This is a genomic window from Limnohabitans sp. TEGF002 (assembly GCF_055395845.1).
This window is the reverse complement of sequence record NZ_AP029224.1, coordinates 828512-846853: the sequence shown is the minus strand read 5'-3', so window position 1 is coordinate 846853 and position 18342 is coordinate 828512. Positions and strand designations below refer to the sequence as shown.

The 18342-nt window shown below is 61.9% G+C and carries 17 protein-coding genes and 1 tRNA gene; 5 read left to right on the top strand and 13 right to left on the bottom strand.

Annotated features, from left to right (window positions below; all coding sequences use genetic code 11):
- The first annotated feature begins 2 nt into the window (after window positions 1–2).
- Window positions 3–1787 carry a M61 family metallopeptidase gene (locus tag ACZ5SR_RS04295; RefSeq protein ID WP_464450336.1) on the top strand — a complete coding sequence of 595 codons (1785 nt, stop codon included), beginning with the start codon at window positions 3–5 and terminating at the stop codon, window positions 1785–1787.
- 1 nt (window position 1788) lies between these two features.
- Here the strand turns inward: ACZ5SR_RS04295 and paaK are convergent, their stop codons facing one another.
- From paaK to ACZ5SR_RS04280, 3 genes are read right to left on the bottom strand one after another with little or no spacing between them, the layout of a single operon-like run.
- Entirely contained in the window at window positions 1789–3093 is a 1305-nt protein-coding gene (paaK, locus tag ACZ5SR_RS04290; RefSeq protein WP_464450335.1) for a phenylacetate--CoA ligase PaaK, read from the bottom strand.
- Window positions 3094–3153: 60 nt separating this feature from the next.
- On the bottom strand, window positions 3154–3585 hold the full coding sequence (paaI, locus tag ACZ5SR_RS04285) for a hydroxyphenylacetyl-CoA thioesterase PaaI (RefSeq protein WP_464450334.1): 432 nt from the start codon (window positions 3583–3585) through the stop codon (window positions 3154–3156).
- A complete protein-coding gene (locus ACZ5SR_RS04280; RefSeq protein ID WP_464450333.1) occupies window positions 3585–4385 on the bottom strand; it encodes an enoyl-CoA hydratase-related protein in 801 nt (266 codons plus the stop codon). Before ACZ5SR_RS04280 ends, paaI begins: the two co-directional genes overlap by 1 nt.
- A gap of 148 nt (window positions 4386–4533) precedes the next feature.
- On the opposite strand from ACZ5SR_RS04280, the gene ACZ5SR_RS04275 reads away from it, so the two are divergent.
- Window positions 4534–5313, top strand: coding sequence for an enoyl-CoA hydratase (locus ACZ5SR_RS04275; RefSeq protein ID WP_464450332.1), 780 nt, complete (start codon window positions 4534–4536; stop codon window positions 5311–5313).
- A gap of 339 nt (window positions 5314–5652) precedes the next feature.
- Here ACZ5SR_RS04275 and ACZ5SR_RS04270 read toward each other — a convergent pair.
- Window positions 5653–5729, bottom strand: a tRNA-Met gene (locus ACZ5SR_RS04270).
- A gap of 114 nt (window positions 5730–5843) precedes the next feature.
- Here ACZ5SR_RS04270 and ACZ5SR_RS04265 point away from each other — a divergent pair.
- The 3 genes from ACZ5SR_RS04265 to ACZ5SR_RS04255 all read left to right on the top strand — a co-directional run bounded on the left by ACZ5SR_RS04265 (window position 5844) and on the right by ACZ5SR_RS04255 (window position 8363).
- Entirely contained in the window at window positions 5844–6662 is an 819-nt protein-coding gene (locus ACZ5SR_RS04265) for a 2-keto-4-pentenoate hydratase (RefSeq protein ID WP_464450331.1), read from the top strand.
- Window positions 6663–6951: 289 nt separating this feature from the next.
- Window positions 6952–7650, top strand: coding sequence for a glutathione S-transferase family protein (locus ACZ5SR_RS04260; protein ID WP_464450330.1), 699 nt, complete (start codon window positions 6952–6954; stop codon window positions 7648–7650).
- A 113-nt stretch (window positions 7651–7763) separates the two neighbouring features.
- The gene (locus ACZ5SR_RS04255) at window positions 7764–8363 is read left to right on the top strand and encodes a hypothetical protein (protein ID WP_464450329.1); all 600 of its coding nucleotides are present in this window, start codon (window positions 7764–7766) and stop codon (window positions 8361–8363) included.
- Here the strand turns inward: ACZ5SR_RS04255 and ACZ5SR_RS04250 are convergent.
- The 9 genes from ACZ5SR_RS04250 to ACZ5SR_RS04210 are packed head-to-tail and all read right to left on the bottom strand — an operon-like array spanning window position 8360 to window position 18211.
- Window positions 8360–8851 carry a GNAT family N-acetyltransferase gene (locus tag ACZ5SR_RS04250; protein WP_464450328.1) on the bottom strand — a complete coding sequence of 164 codons (492 nt, stop codon included), beginning with the start codon at window positions 8849–8851 and terminating at the stop codon, window positions 8360–8362. The two genes, ACZ5SR_RS04255 and ACZ5SR_RS04250, sit on opposite strands and share 4 nt — an antisense overlap.
- Entirely contained in the window at window positions 8848–9729 is an 882-nt protein-coding gene (locus ACZ5SR_RS04245; RefSeq protein ID WP_464450327.1) for an isocitrate lyase/PEP mutase family protein, read from the bottom strand. Before ACZ5SR_RS04245 ends, ACZ5SR_RS04250 begins: the two co-directional genes overlap by 4 nt.
- Window positions 9726–11141 (bottom strand): FAD-dependent oxidoreductase, encoded by a 1416-nt coding sequence (locus tag ACZ5SR_RS04240; RefSeq protein WP_464450326.1) that lies wholly within the window; start codon window positions 11139–11141, stop codon window positions 9726–9728. The genes ACZ5SR_RS04245 and ACZ5SR_RS04240 overlap by 4 nt, the downstream gene beginning before the upstream one ends.
- 4 nt (window positions 11142–11145) lie before the next feature.
- Window positions 11146–11748, bottom strand: coding sequence for a cysteine hydrolase family protein (locus tag ACZ5SR_RS04235; RefSeq protein ID WP_464450325.1), 603 nt, complete (start codon window positions 11746–11748; stop codon window positions 11146–11148).
- Complete coding sequence (locus tag ACZ5SR_RS04230; protein WP_464450324.1) at window positions 11745–13817, bottom strand: hydantoinase/oxoprolinase family protein; 2073 nt, start codon at window positions 13815–13817, stop codon at window positions 11745–11747. Before ACZ5SR_RS04230 ends, ACZ5SR_RS04235 begins: the two co-directional genes overlap by 4 nt.
- The gene (locus tag ACZ5SR_RS04225; protein WP_464451013.1) at window positions 13814–15478 is read right to left on the bottom strand and encodes a hydantoinase B/oxoprolinase family protein; all 1665 of its coding nucleotides are present in this window, start codon (window positions 15476–15478) and stop codon (window positions 13814–13816) included. The genes ACZ5SR_RS04230 and ACZ5SR_RS04225 overlap by 4 nt, the downstream gene beginning before the upstream one ends.
- 17 nt (window positions 15479–15495) lie before the next feature.
- On the bottom strand, window positions 15496–15999 hold the full coding sequence (locus ACZ5SR_RS04220) for a LeuD/DmdB family oxidoreductase small subunit (protein WP_464450323.1): 504 nt from the start codon (window positions 15997–15999) through the stop codon (window positions 15496–15498).
- Window positions 15996–17276, bottom strand: coding sequence for a 3-isopropylmalate dehydratase large subunit (locus ACZ5SR_RS04215; RefSeq protein WP_464450322.1), 1281 nt, complete (start codon window positions 17274–17276; stop codon window positions 15996–15998). Before ACZ5SR_RS04215 ends, ACZ5SR_RS04220 begins: the two co-directional genes overlap by 4 nt.
- The gene (locus tag ACZ5SR_RS04210) at window positions 17273–18211 is read right to left on the bottom strand and encodes a Bug family tripartite tricarboxylate transporter substrate binding protein (protein ID WP_464451012.1); all 939 of its coding nucleotides are present in this window, start codon (window positions 18209–18211) and stop codon (window positions 17273–17275) included. The genes ACZ5SR_RS04215 and ACZ5SR_RS04210 overlap by 4 nt, the downstream gene beginning before the upstream one ends.
- Window positions 18212–18342: the final 131 nt, after the last annotated feature.

Here is an 18342-nt window from a genome sequence, read left to right as displayed (position 1 = left end):
ACATGACCGCCATCCACTACACCGTTGAAGCCGCCGACCTGCATGCGCATCTGTTCAAGGTCACGCTGACTGTTCCTCAACCAGCGGCGCAGCAAACCGTGTCGCTGCCGGTGTGGATTCCGGGCAGTTATTTGGTGCGCGAGTTCTCCAAAAACCTGCAAAACCTGAGCGCCAAACAAGGCAAGCGCAGCGTGCCCACCCAGCAGCAGGACAAGTGCAGCTGGACCATCGCCTGCAAGAGTGATCAGCCCCTGGTGCTGAGCTACGAGGTCTATGCCTTTGACAACTCGGTGCGCACCGCCTGGCTGGACAGCCAACGCGGTTTCTTCAATGGCACCAGCCTGTGCCTGCGGGTGCACGGACAAGAACAGGCGCCGCACCATTTGCAACTGACCCCCGTCAAAAGCCAGCCCGCTTGGCAGGCCGCCACAGGGCTCACGCCGGTCAAAACCGACAAAAAAGGCTTTGGCCTGTACCAAGCCGCCAACTACGACGAACTGGTGGACTGCCCGGTGGAGCTGGGTGCGTTCTGGAGTGGCAGCTTCAACGCCTGCGGCGTGCCGCACCGCTTTGTGGTGGCGGGGGCGCTGCCCTCTTTTGACGGCGAGCGTCTGCTGGCCGACACACAAAAGATCTGCGAGGCGGCCATCCACTTTTGGCACGGGCCAGGCAACGCTGCCGGCAAAAAAGCGCCACACAAAAATTACCTGTTCATGCTCAACGCGGTGCACGACGGCTATGGCGGGCTGGAACACCGCAACAGCACCGCCTTGATCTGTAAGCGCGATGATTTGCCGCGCCAAAACGGCCTGTCTTCCAGCCCCCGCAAAACAGAGGGCTACACCACGCTGCTGGGCCTGATCAGCCACGAATACTTTCACACCTGGAACGTCAAGCAACTGCGCCCCGATGCCTTTGCCCGCTACGACTACAGCCAGGAAAACTACACACAACTGCTGTGGTTCTTTGAAGGCTTCACCAGCTATTACGACGACATCTTGCTGCGCCGAGCAGGGCTGCTGGACGACGCCACTTACATCGAGTTGCTGAGCAAGACCCTCTTGCAGGTGCAGCAAACGCCCGGACGCCATGTGCAAAGCGTGGCGCAGTCCAGCTTTGACGCCTGGGTCAAGTACTACCGCCAGGACGAAAACACCGCCAACGCCACCGTGAGTTACTACACCAAGGGTTCGCTGGTGGCGCTGTGCCTGGACCTGACGCTGCGCCGCGAATTCAAAGCCGAAGGTCACACGCTCGACACCGTGATGCGCGGCCTGTGGAAGCGCTGCAAGGCTGGCCCCATGCGCGAGCAGGACTTGCTGGACGAATTGCAGGCCGTGACCGGCCGCAGCTGGGCGGGCGAGATCCAGCGCTGGGCGCACAGCACACAAGAGCTACCGCTGCGCGAGCTGCTCACGGGGCATGGCATCGCGGTAGAGGCAGAGACCTCGGGCATGGCGCAGCGCCTGGGCCTGCGCGTGCTTGAGGCCGCAGGCAGTGTGCAGGTCAAAGTGGTGCTGCGCGGCGGCGCGGGCGAGGCCGCTGGCCTGGCTGCGGGTGATGAATGGCTGGGCGTGGACGTCGGCGGCAAGGGGCAAGGCGGCAGCTGGCGTTTGGGCAAACTCGACGAGCTGAGCGCCTTGCTGGGCAAAGAGCGCCAATTGACCGCTCTGGTCTCACGCGACAAACGCCTGCTGCGCTTGCCGCTCACGGTGCCTGCGCAAGCCAGCCACTGGCAGTTGCGGGTGCCCAAAGACCGCGCGGCCGATCAGTGGCCTGCGGTCTGACTCACTTGCCGCGCAAATCCACCACGCGCTTGGCTTTGCCCTGGCTGCGCTCGACGCCGCCCTCAGCCTTGAGCTCGATCGCCACGCTCGAGCCAATGTAGACCTTGATATCGTGCTGCAGCTGCTTGGCAGCCGCACGTGCTTGCGCGCTGTCGGGTGACACGCCGGGCTTGGTTTCGATCAGCACTTTGAGGTCGTCCATCGGACCTTCGCGGGTCAGCACACACTGGTAGTGCGGGGCCAACTCGGCACGCTTCAAGATCAATTCTTCGATCTGGCTGGGGAACACGTTCACGCCTCGGATGATCATCATGTCGTCGCTGCGGCCGGTGATCTTTTCCATGCGGCGCATGCTCGGACGGGCTGTGCCCGGCAACAAGCGTGTGAGGTCGCGCGTGCGGTAACGGATGATGGGCAGCGCCTCTTTGGTGAGGCTGGTGAACACCAACTCGCCCATCTCGCCATCGGCCACAGGCTCGCCGGTTTCGGGGTGGATGATCTCGGGGTAAAAATGGTCTTCCCAGATGGTCGGGCCGTCTTTGGTCTCAATGCACTCGCTGGCCACGCCGGGCCCCATCACTTCAGACAGGCCGTAAATGTCCACCGCGTCAATGGCCATGCGTTTTTCGATGGCGGCACGCATGTCATTGGTCCAAGGCTCAGCGCCGAAGATGCCGATGCGCAGCGAACTGGTTTTGGGGTCGATGCCTTGGCGCTCAAACTCATCGGCGATCGCTAGCATGTAGCTGGGTGTGACCATGATGATGTTGGACTTGAAATCCTGGATCAGCTGCACCTGGCGCTCGGTCTGGCCACCGCCAAAAGGCACCACCGTGAGGCCCAGTTTTTCAGCGCCGTAGTGTGCGCCCATGCCGCCGGTGAACAGGCCGTAGCCATAGCTCACATGCACCATGTCCCCGGGCTTGGCACCGCCTGCGCGGATGCTGCGGGCCACCACGGTGGACCAGGTGTCGATGTCCTTGAGCGTGTAGCCCACCACGGTAGGTTTTCCAGTGGTGCCGCTGGAGGCGTGGATGCGGGCGCAGTTCTCGCGGGGCACGGCGAACATGCCAAAAGGGTAGCTGTCGCGCAAGTCGGACTTGGTCGTGAACGGGAACTTGGCGATGTCGGCCAGCGTTTTGCAATCGTCCGGGTGCACGCCAGCCGCGTCGAATTTGGCTCGGTACACGGGCGAGTTGGCATAGGCGTGCTGCAGCGTTTGCTGCAGGCGCTTGAGCTGCAGGCTGCGCATTTCGTCGATGCTGGCCTTTTCAATCGGCTCCAGGGGGAAGGCTTTTTGACTCATTCAAATCTCCACTTTTTCAGCGAGGGACAGGGCTGAAAACCTGTCCCCCAATTCATTGACTTATTCGGGGATGACGGTGCCCGGGATCTGCGCGCTCTTGCCACGGAACATGGCGATCACTTCACCGTTTTGGTTCGTGACTTTCATGTCGTAGATGCCGTGGCGTCCGCTCAGGGTCTGCTCAAGGCCTTCGCAGGTCAGCACATCGCCCAACTTGCCAGGCTTCAAAAACTCGATGCTGCAGCCCGCAGCCACGGCGTTCTTGTTGTAACTGTTGCAGGCGAAGGCAAAGGTCGAATCGGCCAAGGTAAAGATGAAACCGCCATGGCAAATTTGGTGGCCATTCAGGTGCAAGGCTTTGACCACCATGCGCATCACGGCGCGGCCAGGCTCACAGACCAGCAGTTCCATGCCCATGGTGTCTTTGGAAGCCACGTCCACCGCGAACATGGTCTCGCCCACTTTGTGGGCCAGTGCTTGGGGGTCGCTCATCATTCACCTTTGAATTGGGGGGCGCGTTTTTGCAAAAAGGCGTTCACGCCTTCCATGTAGTCGTGCGTTTTGCCCAACGCCGATTGCGTATCGCGCTCCACATTCAGGTGCGCATCCAGCGAACGGGTGCCCGCGTCGCGCAGCAGGTGGCGCGTAGCGACCAAGGCCTTGGTGGGCATGACGGCCAACTTGTCGGCCAGCGTCAGGGCTGCGGCCAGGCAGTCGTCGGCCACATCCCAGATCAGGCCCCACTCCTTGGCTTTGTCGGCGCTCAGTTTGTCACCGGTCATGGCCAAGGCCATGGCGCGGGGCAGACCCAGGCGCTCGACCAGCAACCAGCTGCCACCCGCGTCGGGAATCAAGCCAATTTTGCTGAAAGCCTGCACAAAACTGGCGGAAGGCGCAGCGATCGCGATGTCACACGCCATGGCCACAGAAGCACCAGCGCCTGCGGCTACACCGTTGACGGCGCAGATCACCGGCATGCGCAGCGATTGCAAGCGGCGCGTGGTGGGGTTGAAGGCGTCATTGATCACCGGGCCGGGATCGGCGCGTTCCAGCAAGCCTGGGCCGGGCGTGAAATCGAGCTCTGACAAATCCAGCCCGGCGCAAAAGCCACGGCCCGCACCGGTCAGCACCAAGGCACGCACAGTGGGGTTGGCTTCGGCCCGGTCCAATGCCACCCACAGGGCTTGGTGCATTTCGCGCGTGAAGCTGTTGAGCGCTTGGGGGCGGTTGAGGGTGACCAGCGCCACAGCGCCTCGCACTTCGTACAACACCGATTCGGTCGATTCCGTCATATCGTATCTCCTGGATGCGTGAATGTACCATTAGCCGACCGCTCGGTTGGTTAATGTTTTCCCGTACTACAGCGCCTCACTTGACAGCAGGAACTCAGCCCCTTTGGTTATAGTGAAGTGGTCAATCCTTATCTTTCTGGAGAAGTTCTTGAGCTACGAAAACATCGAAGTCCGCACCGAAGGCGGCAAAGTTGGCATCATCACCCTCAACCGCCCCAAAGCCCTGAACGCCTTGAACGGTGCGCTGATGGACGAACTGGGCGCCGCCCTCAAGGCCTTTGATGCAGACGAGTCCATTGGCTGCATGGTCATCACCGGCAGCGAAAAAGCCTTTGCCGCAGGCGCTGACATCTCGGCCATGGCCAAATTCAACTTCCATGAGGTCTACAAAAACGATTTCATCACCCGCAACTGGGAAACCATCCGCAGCATCCGCAAGCCTGTGATCGCTGCGGTGAGCGGGTTTGCGCTGGGTGGCGGTTGCGAGCTGGCCATGATGTGCGATTTCATCATCGCTGCCGACAACGCCAAGTTCGGCCAACCCGAAATCAAGATCGGCATCATCCCCGGCGCAGGCGGGACGCAGCGCCTGCCGCGTGCCATGGGCAAGTCCAAAGCCATGGACTTGGTGCTCACGGGCCGCATGATGGACGCGGCAGAAGCCGAACGCGGCGGTCTGGTCAGCCGCGTGGTGCCGCTGGACAAACTGATGGACGAAGCCCTGGGCGCAGCCCTGATGATCTGTGGCTACGGCCAACTGGCCACCATGGCCGCCAAAGAAAGTGTCAACCGCGCATTCGAAAGTGGCCTGAGCGACGGCGTGATGTTCGAGCGCCGCCTGTTCCACGGCTTGTTCGCCACTGCGGACCAAAAGGAAGGCATGGATGCGTTTTTGAACAAACGCGCACCCCACTTTGTGAACGGTTAAAAAAGGTGCTCCGATAACACCCCGGCCCGCCATGCCTGCATGGCGGGCTTTTTCATGGGCTGAGGCCACACGACTTATGACGCCTTGCGCATCACGCCCATCTCGCGGCCAAACCCTGCAACCCATGGCTCCCGTGGTCACCCAAATCGACCGCATCGAAAAGTCCATGGCTACTGAAGCCTTGGCCGGGTGTCTTCTTCAGACAAAAGCACGCCAAAACAGCCGCTTGAGCCATCAACGCAGAAAATGGGTGCAATGCCTTGGGTGAGTCCGTCGACGTTTTGGCCTGAACGCCAGAAACCAAAAAGCCCACAGTCGCAAAACTGTGGGCTTTGAATTTGGTGGAGATAGGTGGACTTGAACCACCGACATCAGCATTATGAATGCTGCGCTCTAACCAACTGAGCTATATCTCCGGATAGGCTACGCTTTGAAACAACTTGTCTGAAAGCTGCTGACCAAGGTCATCAAGCCAAAAATTATACACAAAATTTAGCCTGATCATCGCAAGTCAGCGCAACAATCGGCACATGACCATCCCCAATACCCTCGACACATCCGCCATCAAGCAAGCTGCCCAAATGATTTGGGCGGCTTGGCAAAAGGAACAGGTCCTGAACGCCCTGCCCGAAGCCTACAGACCGTTGACCACCGCTCAAGGCTACGCCGTTCAGGCGCAACTGCCCTTCGTATCCGATCGCACCGTGGTGGGCTGGAAGATCGCTGCCACCAGCAGCAATGGACAAGCCCACATCAACGTCAGCAGCCCTCTGGCAGGGCGTTTGCTGTCGGGCCAAGTGTTCTCAAGCGGCGCCAGCGTGCCCTCCAAAGGCAATCGCATGCGGGTAGCAGAGCCTGAATTTGCCTTCACCATGGGGCAAGACCTGACACCACAAACAGCCCCTTTCAGCTTGGCGCAAGTGATGGCCGCCGTGGCCACGCTGCACCCAGCCATCGAAGTGCCGGACTCGCGGCTTGAGCCTTTTACCCAAGCTGGAGAAGCCCAATTGCTGGCCGACAATGCCTGCGCACGCCATTTCGTCCTGGGCCCACCCGCACCCGAGGGGTGGCGTAACAGCGACTTGAGCCAGCATGAAGTGCAGGCCCAAGTGCTGCACGGTGAACATATTCGATACAGCCGCACAGGATCAGGCGCGTGGGTCCTGGGAGACCCGCGCACCGCCTTGACCTGGCTGGCAAACCAACTGTCGAGTCTGGGCATCACACTTCAAAAAGGGCATGTGGTGACCACAGGCACTTGCATGGTCCCACTGGCGCTGGAGCCCGGGGACAGGGCATGGGCCGACTTTGGAGATCTGGGACAAGTCAGCATGCATTTTGGGATCTGAAGCCATGGGGCTGATTCAGCCTTGTGACTATGGCCCACCAACATGCCTCGCTGAACAACGATGCATTCAAGGAGCCCCAGAGAATGAACGCCTCTTGGGTCAATCGGCACAATTCAAGGCTGCGGCCAGCACGACGCCATGAGTCAAAACAACGACAAAGCACCCATCACAGAGTCACCCAAATGACTGGTCCGTCACGCCAGGTCAGCCCGGCCTGGGTCACACTCGCAGTGGTTTGGCCCTTGGCCTGAATTTCTTGACCTTCACGCTCTTTTTAATGGAGTCTCCCATGCTGAAATTTTTCTTCAACGCTGCCCCCAACCCCATGAAGATCGCCCTGCTGCTTGAAGAGTTGAGGCTGCCTTTTGAGGCCGTGCCGGTGGACACACGCAAGGGCGAGCAATTTGCACCAGCGTTCTTGGCCGTCAACCCCAACGCCAAAGTGCCCGCCATCACCGACGGCGACGTGACCGTGTTCGACAGTAACGCTATCTTGTTGTACTTGGCCGACCGTGAACAAAAATTCATGCCCAGCATCGCACAGGGCAAGGAGCGTGGCGCAGCGCTGTCCTGGTTGCTCTTCATCGCCAGCGGCATTGGGCCGTTTTCTGGCCAGTCGGTGCACTTTCGCCACGCTGCGCCCGAGCCCAAAGCGTACGCCCTGAACCGCTACGACTTTGAAGCCCACCGCCACTGGACCGTGCTCGAAAAGCACCTGGCACACAACACCTACATGCTGGGCGAGCACTACAGCATCGTCGACATGGCCTTGTGGGGCTGGGCCCGCATGCTGCCTTATGTGCTGGGCACGGGTGATGCCACCTGGACGCAATACCCCCACATCAAACGCGTGCTCGATTTGGTGAACTCGCGTCCAGCCGCACAACGTGCCGAAGCCTTCAAGGCGAAATACACCTTCAAGACAGAGATGGACGCGGATGCCAAGAAGTTCATGTTCCCGCAAAACGAACGCTTGAACAAAGCCTGAGGTCGGCCTTGAACCTCACGGGTGGATGGCACTGGCATTGGCGTGCTTGGCGTTCTCAAAAACGTTGGGCACCCGCTGCTGCTCAAATTGAGGATTGGCTGCTGGCACAGGCCATGCCACGCCAACAGCTGGTGCTGATCGGTGGCAGTGCAGGCTGGATGCTGCCCACCGCTTGGCTGACCCAATTCAAGGAAGTGCACGCCTGGGACATCGACCCCTTGGCTGCACCTTTGTTGCGTTGGCGTCATGGAGCCGGTTTCAAGCGTGCTGGCACACGCTTGAACCTGCACACAGGCGATGGCTTGGCGCAACTGAGTGAGTTGACTCAAACCATGCCAAATGCCTTCTTCTGGTTTGACAACGTCCTGGGACAATTGCGTTTCACTGATCCATCGCCAGATGCTGTGGTTCAGCGCTTGAAAAATTTGCAACGTCAGCTCAAGCGCGTTGCATGGGGCAGTCTTCATGACCGGATGTCAGGGCCCCACACCCGTGGCACGCACTTTCCGATGGCCCATCACAGTGGTGCCGGATTGGCCATGGAAACCGCAGAAGGACAAGCTTGGTTGAGAAAAATGGGCGCCATCAGTCCTTGGCTAGACCACTTGACCGAAGGTGTCTTGCCCAAAGGCACCCCAGTGCAATACACCGCGTGGCCATTCAAAGCCGGGTATGCGCATTGGCTCGAAATGGGTTGGACTGAGCCGTCTTAATTTCGCAAATCCAGCGCCCAATACTGCCCCACCAGATCGTGTCCAAACGAATGGTGTTTCTCTTCGGACAGCAACACAAAACCCGAGGTTTGGTAGATGTGCTTGGCAGCATGCAGGATGTCGTTGGTCCACAAAGTCAGTGTTTGGTAGCCCCTCGCTTTGGCAAAAGCGATGCATTCCTGCGTCAGGCGTCGGCCCAGGCCCGTGCCGCGCATCTCGGGCTCCACATAGAGCAAGCGCAGCTTGGCCTCCGAGTCCGACACCATGACCACAAACGCCGAACCCACCACCCGGCCTTCGCACTCGGCGATCCAGGCGTTTTCTTTTTCAGGGTCCAGATTCTTGACATACTGCGCGGCGATCTCGGCCACCAGGGCCTCGAACGTGCCATCCCAGCCGTATTCCTGAGCGTACAAAATGCCTTGTCGGTGGGCCACCCAACCGATGTCACCGACTTGCAGGCCACGCAAAACGATGTGAGGCGTCATGTCTTTTCACGGCCTTCATAACGCTGCCCCAGTGCCAGCAATTGAGGCGTTTCAATGACCGCGTTCAGGCCGTCGAAGTCCAGCATCTGTTCTTGCCAGGGGCGCGTGGTTTGGTGCGCGTGCAAGCTGGCGTAATAGCCTTGCAGCGTGTGCAGCACGGCCCGCGCCGTGCCCCCCGGAAAGATCACGATCTTGAAACCGCGCTCGCCCAACTCGGCCGCGCTTTGCACCGGCGTCTTGCCACCTTCGACCATGTTGGCCAACAAGGGCACACGCTGGGCAAACTGGGCGCAAGCGCGGTTCATTTGTTCATCAGACCGGAGCGCCTCAATGAAGATCGCATCCACACCACATTCGAGGTAACGCTCGGCCCGCTCCAGTGCGGCATCCAAGCCTTCCACGGCGACTGCATCGGTGCGGGCCAGGATCAGGGTGTTTTTATCGTGGCGAGCATCCAAAGCGGCACGCAGCTTGCCCTGCATCTCGGCCACAGGCACCACGCCTTTGCCGTCCAAGTGGCCGCAGCGTTTGGGAAAAGTCTGGTCTTCGATCTGGACCATCGCGGCCCCGGCGCGCTCAAAGTCTCGCACCGTGCGCTGCGTGTTGAGCGCGTTGCCAAAGCCGGTGTCGGCGTCCACGATGACGGGAATGTTCACCCGGTCGGTGATGTGGGCCAGCGTCTGCGCCACTTCGGTGGCGGTGGTCAGGCCAATATCGGAGCGGCCGAGGCGCGTGTAGGCGATCGATGCACCCGACAAATAGAGCGCCTCAAAACCCGCCTGCTGCGCCACCAGCGCGGTGAGTGCGTCGTACACACCGGGGGCGAGCAAAGCCTGAGTTTGTTGCAGGCGCTGCGCCAAATTGTGCGGCTGGTTCATGGTGCCGAATCTTTCAAAAGTTGTTGTGCCGTGTGCGCGGCGATGTGCCCGCCCGCCATAGCGCTGAGCAAGCCGTTGCCCGACAAATAGCCCCACACCGCTTGTCCCGAAACGCCCCGCGCCGCGCCACCTGCGGCCAACAGATTCGGCAAGGGCGCGCCATCTTGACGCAGCACGCGAGTCTGTGCGTCGATGTCCAGGCCGCCCTGGGTGTGGAACAAGGCACCGGTGACCTTGATGGCGTGGAAAGGGGCTTGCAGTGCGCGCTTGAACGTGCGGCCAGTTGCCGGGTCGGTGCCGGACCGCACTGAACTCAAAGTGGCTTGTAAGACTTCGGGTGGGCAGCCGATCAGCTGCGCCAGTTCGTTGGCATCAGCTGCGTGCTGCACCGCGCCCGCGCCTTGTGCAGACACAAAATCCGGAAAAGCTTGCGCAAAACTCAGCAGCGCATCGTCGAACACATTCCACGACACCCCGCCCGGCTGCGCCAGCACATGCACCGCCGCCTCCGAGTAGCCTTGGGTCTCGTCATGAAAGCGCTGGCCTTGGGCGTTGATCTGCACACCGCCTTCCATCATCAGCGCCCACGAGATCAAAGCGCCTTGCGGAATGGCCCAGGAGCCATGGCCTTGGTAAGCACCCAGATCAGCCAGGCGTGCACCCAGTTGTTGGCCCCAAGTGATGGCGCTGCCGTCATTGCCCACATGGCCGGCATAGGTGGCTTCGGCCATCTCGGGCAGCAGGTCTTTCACCATGGCCGTGGCACCGCCAAATCCGTTGCAAGCCAGCAGCACCGTATCGCAGCGGATGCGCTCGGTCTGGCCATCCGGCCGCACAAAACCCACGCCATGGATGCGCTGCGTGTCATCCGCCCACAGCTCGGTCACTTGCGCTTGTGTGAGCACCACCACCCCCGCGGCATCGGCTGCGGCTTGCAGGCGGCTCATCAGTCCGGCGCCGGTTTTTTCCGGCACAGCGTGCATGCGGTGCGCGCTGTGGCCGGGGTACAAAAAGTTGTCCAGCACTTGCCAGGGCAGGCCGTGGTGTTGGGCCAGAGCGTCCATGGCGGGGCCGATGTTTTGGGCATAGGCCTGCACCAGGTGTGGTGCAGCTTGGCCATGCGCCTTGACCTGGATGTCGGCAGCAAAAGCTTCCACACTGTCGCTGATGCCTTGGGCCTGTTGCGCTTGCGTACAAGGCGCAGGCACAAAGCCCGAAGACAAAGCGGTGGAACCCGCTGCAAACGCATCGCGTTCCAACACCACACAGTCCACACCCAGGCGCTGCAAGGCCAGCGCTGCCGTGAGACCGCAAGCGCCAGCGCCCACAATCACCACCGGCGTGTGGTCTTCGGCCTGTAATTCAGAAGCCGGAAGAATGTGTGCCCGTGTGTGTGCCAGCGAGGCGGTCATGGCTTCAGCCCAGTTGCTTCAAAAAAGTGACGCTGTCCATCACCTCGCCCACCGATGCCATGTCGGAGAGGGCCGCCTGGTGCGCGGCTTCGCTGAACGCGGCGCAACCGTCGGACAAGACAATGACGTGGTAGTCGCGCACATGCGCATCGCGCACCGTGCTGGCCACGCCGCCGTTGGTCACGATGCCGCAGACCACCAGCGTGTCGATGCCCGATTTTTTCAGCACCCAGTCGAGCTGTGTGTTGAAGAAGGCCGAATACGCCACCTTGAACACCGATACATCGACCAAAGGGGCCAACACATCCACATTGGCTTGCCCACGACTGCCCGGCGCGAAGTCGCCCTTGCGCAAAAACGGGCGGCGCTCTTTCAGGTGCGCCGAAATCATGGGCTCGCCCTGCGCATCGGGCCACAGGGTGAACAGGCTGGACGTGACCAAACCTCCGTGCGCCTTGATGGCACGTGCCACCGGGGCCATGCGCTCGGGCAGTTTCACGGCTTCGGCGCTCAGGGTGTTGCCACGGGCATAGGCACCGTCGGGGGCCAAAAAATCGTTTTGCAGATCGACGATGACCATGCCCAGTTTGGCGTTATTCAAGTTCATGCTGTGCGCTCCACCAAGAGGTTGCCCAGTTTGTCGACCCGACCTTCAAAGCCCGGCTCCAACCAGACGGTGGTGTCAGGCTGCTCCAAAATCGCCGGGCCTTGCACCACGGTGCCCACGGGCAGGCTCAAGCGCTCGTAGCGCTGCGCTGTCCACCATTGGCCCTGGTGGTAAACCTGCTGCTGGCCCACCGGGGTGGTGCTGCCCTCGCCTTGCGGGGCCAACACCGCCAAGTCGAACTTGGGGCGCCGGCCGATGCGGGCATAACGCAGGTTCATCACGCGGATCACCGGACCTTGCAGCACGCGGCCAAAGGCGTGCTGGTAAGCCGCTTCAAACGCGGCCAGCAAACCGGCCGCATTCAACGCTTCGCGCTTTACGGGCACTTGCAGCGTGTGGGTCTGGCCCATATAGAGCATGTCAAAGCTGATGGCCTCGTCCACGCGCACAAAGTTCACACCGGCAGAATCCAAACGCACCTGGCAGGCTTCGGCCAGGCTATCTACGCGCTGCAGCAAAGCAGGCCAAGCCACATCGGCCAGAGCCACGTTCAGGGTTTGCACCGCGTCGTGGCGCATGTCTGCCATCACACAGCCCAAGGCCGAAGTCACGCCCGGGTAACGCGGCACGATGCCGGTGGTCACGCCCACCTCGCGCATCATGGCGCACACATGCAGACCGCCACCGCCGCCAAAGGGCATGTAGGCAAACTGGCGCGGATCGTGCCCGCGCTCGATCGACACCACACGGATGGCACCGGCCATGCGTGCATTCGCCACCGTCAAAATCGCTTCGGCTGCGGCCAAGGCTGTCAAGCCCAAAGGAGCGGCCACATGCTGGGTGATGGCTTGCTCGGACAAACCTGCGTTGAGTGCCTGCAACAAGCCGCCACCCAAAGGCCGGTCGGCCGCGATACGGCCCAGCAGCACGTTGGCGTCGGTCAAGGTGGGGCGGGTGTTGCCGCGCCCATAACAGGCCGGGCCGGGAATGCTGCCGGCCGACTCGGGGCCGACTTGCAGCATGCCGCCCGCATCGACCGAGGCGATGGAGCCGCCCCCGGCGCCGATGGTCTCGATCTGGATCATGGGCGAGCGCACCACCAAACCAAACTCGATGGAGGTTTGCGCGGCCAGCGCCGCCTCGCCACCGGCTACCAGGGACACGTCAAACGAAGTGCCGCCGATGTCACCGGTGATGACGTTTTCAAAGCCCGAAGCGCGGGCGATTTCGGCGCAGGCCATCACGCCAGCCGCCGGGCCTGACAGCGCGGTGCGCACCGGCACATCACAAGCGGTCTGGCGCGACATCACACCGCCGTTGCTTTGCACGATCAGCAATTCCCCGCCAAAGCCCTGGGCACGCAAGTCGCCATCGAGCCGCTGCAAATAACTGCCCACCACAGGCTGCAAAGCCGCATTGAGGGTGGCCGTGGAGCAGCGCTCGAACTCGCGGATTTCAGGCAGCACTTCGCTGGCCGCTGTCACATAGCTGTTGGGCCAGATCTCGCGCACGGCCGCCACTGCGGCTTGTTCGTTGCCGGGGTTGGCATAGGCGTGCACAAAGAACACACACACGGCCTCGCAGCCCTCGGCCAGCAGGGCGCGGGCTTGCTCGCGCACCTGATCCAAATTCACCGGGGTGTGCAACTGACCGTCGGCCAGCACACGCTCGTCCACTTCCAGACGCCAAGCACGCGGCACCACGGGCGTGTAGCTGCCGCGCAGGCCCCAGGTTTGCGGGCGGTCGCGGCGGCGCATCTCCAGCACATCGCGAAAGCCGCGTGTGGTGATGATGCCGGTGCGGGCGATCTTGCGTTCCAACAAAGCGTTGGTGCCCACGGTGGTGCCGTGCACGATGGTGGCGATGTCTTTGGCCCCCTCGGCACCGGTAACCCCGGTCACTTTGGCGATGCCGTTCATGAAGCCCCGGGCTTCTTCACCCCGGGTCGAGGGCACTTTGACAATGCGGGCCTGGCCGGTTTTTTCGTCCAGCACAAACAGGTCGGTGAACGTACCGCCCACGTCCACGCCCACCACCCAATGCGGTTGGTTCAATGTTGACTCGCTCATGCTTGTTCCTTGGTGTAACCGAGTGCCGCGTCATTGGTGCGGTCTTTTTCTGTGCGCTCAGCGGGAGTGCCCCAGCCGCCACCTCCAGGTGTTTGCAGGCGCACGCGGTCGCCTTTTTTCAGATGGATGCCCAGCATCTTGGAGACCATGGGCGGGGTCTTCCACTCGCCGTTTTGGCAATACTCAAACACGTTGGGCAAAGCGGGTTTTCCACCGTGAATCCCTTTGGGAGCCGACTTGCCGCGCTCGCCAAAGATGAAAGCCTCGGCGCTGTCTTCGAGCAATTCGATTTCGTAAATCGCGCCCAAGCCACCCCGGTGCTGGCCATCGCCACCCGAGCCCGGGCGCAAGGCCCACTGGGTGAAGCGCACTGGGTAGGCCGCTTCCAGGATTTCCATGGGCGGGATCGTGGCCGTGGAGATCGGCGCGTTGCCGTGCGACAGGCCATCGCCATCCGAATGGCCGCCGTGTCCACCGCCAAAAAAGCTGAACATCACCCAGCGCTGGCCTTTGCGCTTGTCGTCGGTGCGGTGCCCGGCAATCGACAAAGCGTTGATGGTGCCGTAGGCATGGGCCACCGCCCGCTGTGGGTCGGCCAGGGCCGTGGCGCTGAAGATCACATCGATCATGCGCAAAATCGTTTCGGTGTAACCGCCCACTGGACGGGGCCGAGAGGCGCTGATGACCAAGCCGTCAGGGATCACAAAATCCACCGCATCGAGCACACCCGCGTTGGCGGGCACATCGGGGAACACATGCTTCAAAGCCACATAACAAGCCGCCACCGCCGTAGCGCGTGAGATGTTCACCGGGCCTGCGCACTGCGCCGAGGTGCGGGAAAAGTCCAGCGTCAGCCGATCGCCAGCCACGGTCATGTCCAGCGCAATCGTCAGCAGCTCGTCTTTCACGCCGTCGTTGTCCAGCACGTCTTCAAAGCTGTAGCGGCCATCGGGCAAGCTGCCGATGTGCGAGCGCATCAGGCGCACGGCGCGGGTGCGCAGCTCCACCAGGGCCTGCGCCACTTTGGCGTCGCCGTATTCATCGAGCAGACCGTCCAAGCGGCGCGCACCCAATTCGAGCGCGGCCAACTGGCCGTTCAGGTCGCCCCACAGGCTGTCGGGCAGGCGGGTGTTGGCACGCAAGATGGCCAGCACATCGTCGTCGAGCACACCAGCGCGCAAGATGCGCACCGGCGGAATCTGCACGGCCTCTTGCCAGCACTCGGTCGCGGCCGGGTTGTAGTTGCCGGGCACCGCACCGCCCACGTCGTGCCAATGCGCGGCCGAGGCCAAAAAGCAATACAGCTGCCCGTTGCGAAAGCAAGGCTTGACCAGCTTGAAGTCGTTGGCGTGTGTGCCGCCTTCGTAGGGGTCGTTGAACAGCCACACGTCGCCCGGCTGCATGCCGCCGCGCTCAGCGGCCACGCGCATGGCGGCGCGCACCGCAAAAGCCATGGCGCCTACAAACACGGGCAGGCCCGACTTGCCCTGGATCAGGGTGTCGCCGGTGATGGCGTCGTACAGACCGTGGCAGGCATCGTGCGCCTCGGCAATGATGGGGTTGAAGGCGCTGCGGTACAGCGTCGCGTCCATCTCGTCGGCGATTTGTTCCAGGCGGCCGCGCAGCACGGCCAAAGTCACGGGGTCCATGACCGGGTCCATCACAGGTTCAATCGGGTTCATGCGGGCTTTCTTTGTTTGAGCAGGGGCAACAAGCCACCGGCATCGACCATGTCCATCAAAAAATCAGGGATAGCGGCGCAAGCCAAGCGTTGGCCATTGGCGCGAACCACCCAAGGCTTGTCGCCTTCCAACGTCACGCCCACGCGCTCACCCTCTTCGATCTTGTCGGCCTCGGGGCAGGTCAGCAGCAACAAACCCAAGTTGAAAGCGTTGCGGAAATACAGGCCGCTGTACGACGGTGCAATCACCGCCGCCAGGCCCAGGTGCCGCAACACGCCTGCGGCTTGTTCGCGTGAAGAGCCGATGCCAAAGTTGGCTCCGGCCACGATCACATCACCCTCTTTCACACCCGAAGCGAAGTCACTGCGCACCGCCTCCAAACAATGCCAGCCAATCACTTCCAGCCCGTGCTTCATGTAGGCGCCGGGGGCCAGCGCATCGGTGTCCACATCGGGCCCCACACGCCAAACGCGTGCGTTTTGGAAACTGCGCTTGTTCATGCCAGCACCTCGCGTGCGTCGCTGATGCGTCCACGCAAAGCCGAAGCGGCCACGGTGTAGGGCGAGGCCAAATACACATTCACGCTGGCCGGACCCATACGGCCCTTGAAATTGCGGGCGGTGGTGGAGATCACGGTGGAGCCTTCTGGGAACGTCGCGCCATAACCTGCACACGCGCCGCAGCTGTTGGGCAGCACGGTGGCCCCAGCGTCCAGCAAGGTTTGCATCACACCTTCTTGTGTGGCCTGGGCTTGTTCACGAGCGCTGGCGGGTGCCACCATGAGCTGCACACCCGCAGCCACGCGCTGGCCCTTGAGCACCGAAGCGGCAGCACGCAGGTCTTCGAGCTTGGCCCCGGTGCAGGCGCCGATGTAGGCGATATTCGGCTGCACATCGGCAAACTCACCAACATCTCGCGTGTTGGCCGGGCTGTGCGGCGCAGCCACTTGCGGGCTGAGGGTGCTCGCATCAAAGCTGTGCTGTTCAAACTCGGCGTCTTCATCGGTACACCATTGCTCGGCCCCAGCCAAATGCTCAGGAGCCACGCCCATGCTGCGCAAATACTGCAAGGTGGTCTCGTCGGCAGCAATCAGCCCCGCCTGCGCGCCCATCTCGGCGCTCATGTTGGACAGCGTCATGCGCTCGGCCATGCTCAGTGCTTGCACAGCAGGTCCGGCAAATTCCACCGCTTGGTATTGGCCACCGTTCATGCCAAAACGCCCCACCATGTGCAGCATCATGTCCTTGGCCGACACACCGCGCTGCAGACGGCCTGACCAATGCATGCGCAAGGTGCGCGGCACCTGCACCCAAATTTCACCGGTGACGCACACGCCCAGCATCTCGGTCGCGCCGATGCCAAACATGTAGCTGCCAAAGGCACCGCCCGTGGGCGAATGCGAGTCGCCACCCACGCAAAACATGCCGGGCTTCAAATGCCCGCGCTCGGGCAGCACCACATGGCAAATGCCCTCGCTGTCGATCACATGCGGCAGTTGCCATTGTTTGGCCGTGTCGCGCGCGATCTGCACGATTTGCTGCGCGTCCGCGTCTTGTGCGGGCACATAGTGGTCCAACACCAGCACCACTTTGTTGGTGTCCCAAATCTCAGCGCCCAGCTCGTCGAGCATGGGTTTCAAGCGGCGCGGGCCGGATGAGTCATGGAACATGGCCAGGTCCACCTTGCAGGTGACCACCTCGCCCACGGCCACGTGGGCACGGCCTGCAGCGCGGGCGATGAGTTTTTGCGCCAAGGTTTCAGAGACAGCGGCGCTCATTCGGGTTTCGCTCCGGCGTACTGCACCACCTTGCGCCAGCGCACGATCTCGCTGTCAACAAAGCGGGCGAATTCTTCCGGGCTGTTGCCCACAGGCGTGGCCCCCTCGTGCTCGATGCGGCGCTTGACCTCGGGCGATTGCACGGCCGCACGGGCTGCATCGGCCAACTTTTTGGCCACATCGGGGCTCATTCGGCTCGGGCCAAACAGGCCAAACCAGGCGCTGGACTCATAACCCGGCAGGCTCTCGCCAATGGCGGGCACATCGGGGAAAGCTGCCAGGCGCTTGGGGCTGGTCACCCCCAAGGCCTTGAGTTTGCCCGCCTTGATATGCGACTGCACATTACCCACCGCCGCAAACATCAGTTCCACCTGACCGGCCAGCACGTCTTGCACCGCAGGGGCCGTACCCCGGTAAGGGATGTTGACGATGAACACCCCCGCCTGCATCTTGAACGCATCGCCCGCCATGTGCAGGGACGAGCCCAAAGCGCCAATGGCAAAGTTCAGCTGACCCGGCTTGGCCTTGGCCAGCTTGACCAGCTCAGCCGCATTGTTGGCAGGTACTTTGGGGTGGGCGACCAGAATCGATGGCGAAGTCGACACCATGGTCAAGGGCGTGAAATCTTTCACCGGGTCGAACGGCAAACTGGGGTAGAGCGAGGCATTGATGGCATGGCTGGTGAAGCTCATGAGCAGCGTGTTGCCATCGGGCGCGGCCTTGGCCACAGCGTCGGCGGCCAGGTTGCCACCTGCGCCAGGTTTGTTCTCGACCACCACGGTGCGGCCCAGTTGCGTGCCCATCACCTGTGCCAATGTGCGGGCCATGGTGTCGGTGGTACCGCCCGCGGGCGCGCCCACCAATATTTTGATGGGCGGCTGCGGTTGGGCATGGGCCCAACCGGCCAGCCCGAAACAGGCCAACGCCGCGCTCATGACCAAGGCGCGTCGTGCCGTCGCTGGTGTGTTTTTGGTTTGAGGTGTGCGTGCCATGGGATGTCCTCTGTGTCAAAAAATGCGGTTCAAACCACCGGCTTCAGTGCCCGGCGTGCATTGCCTTGGCCTGG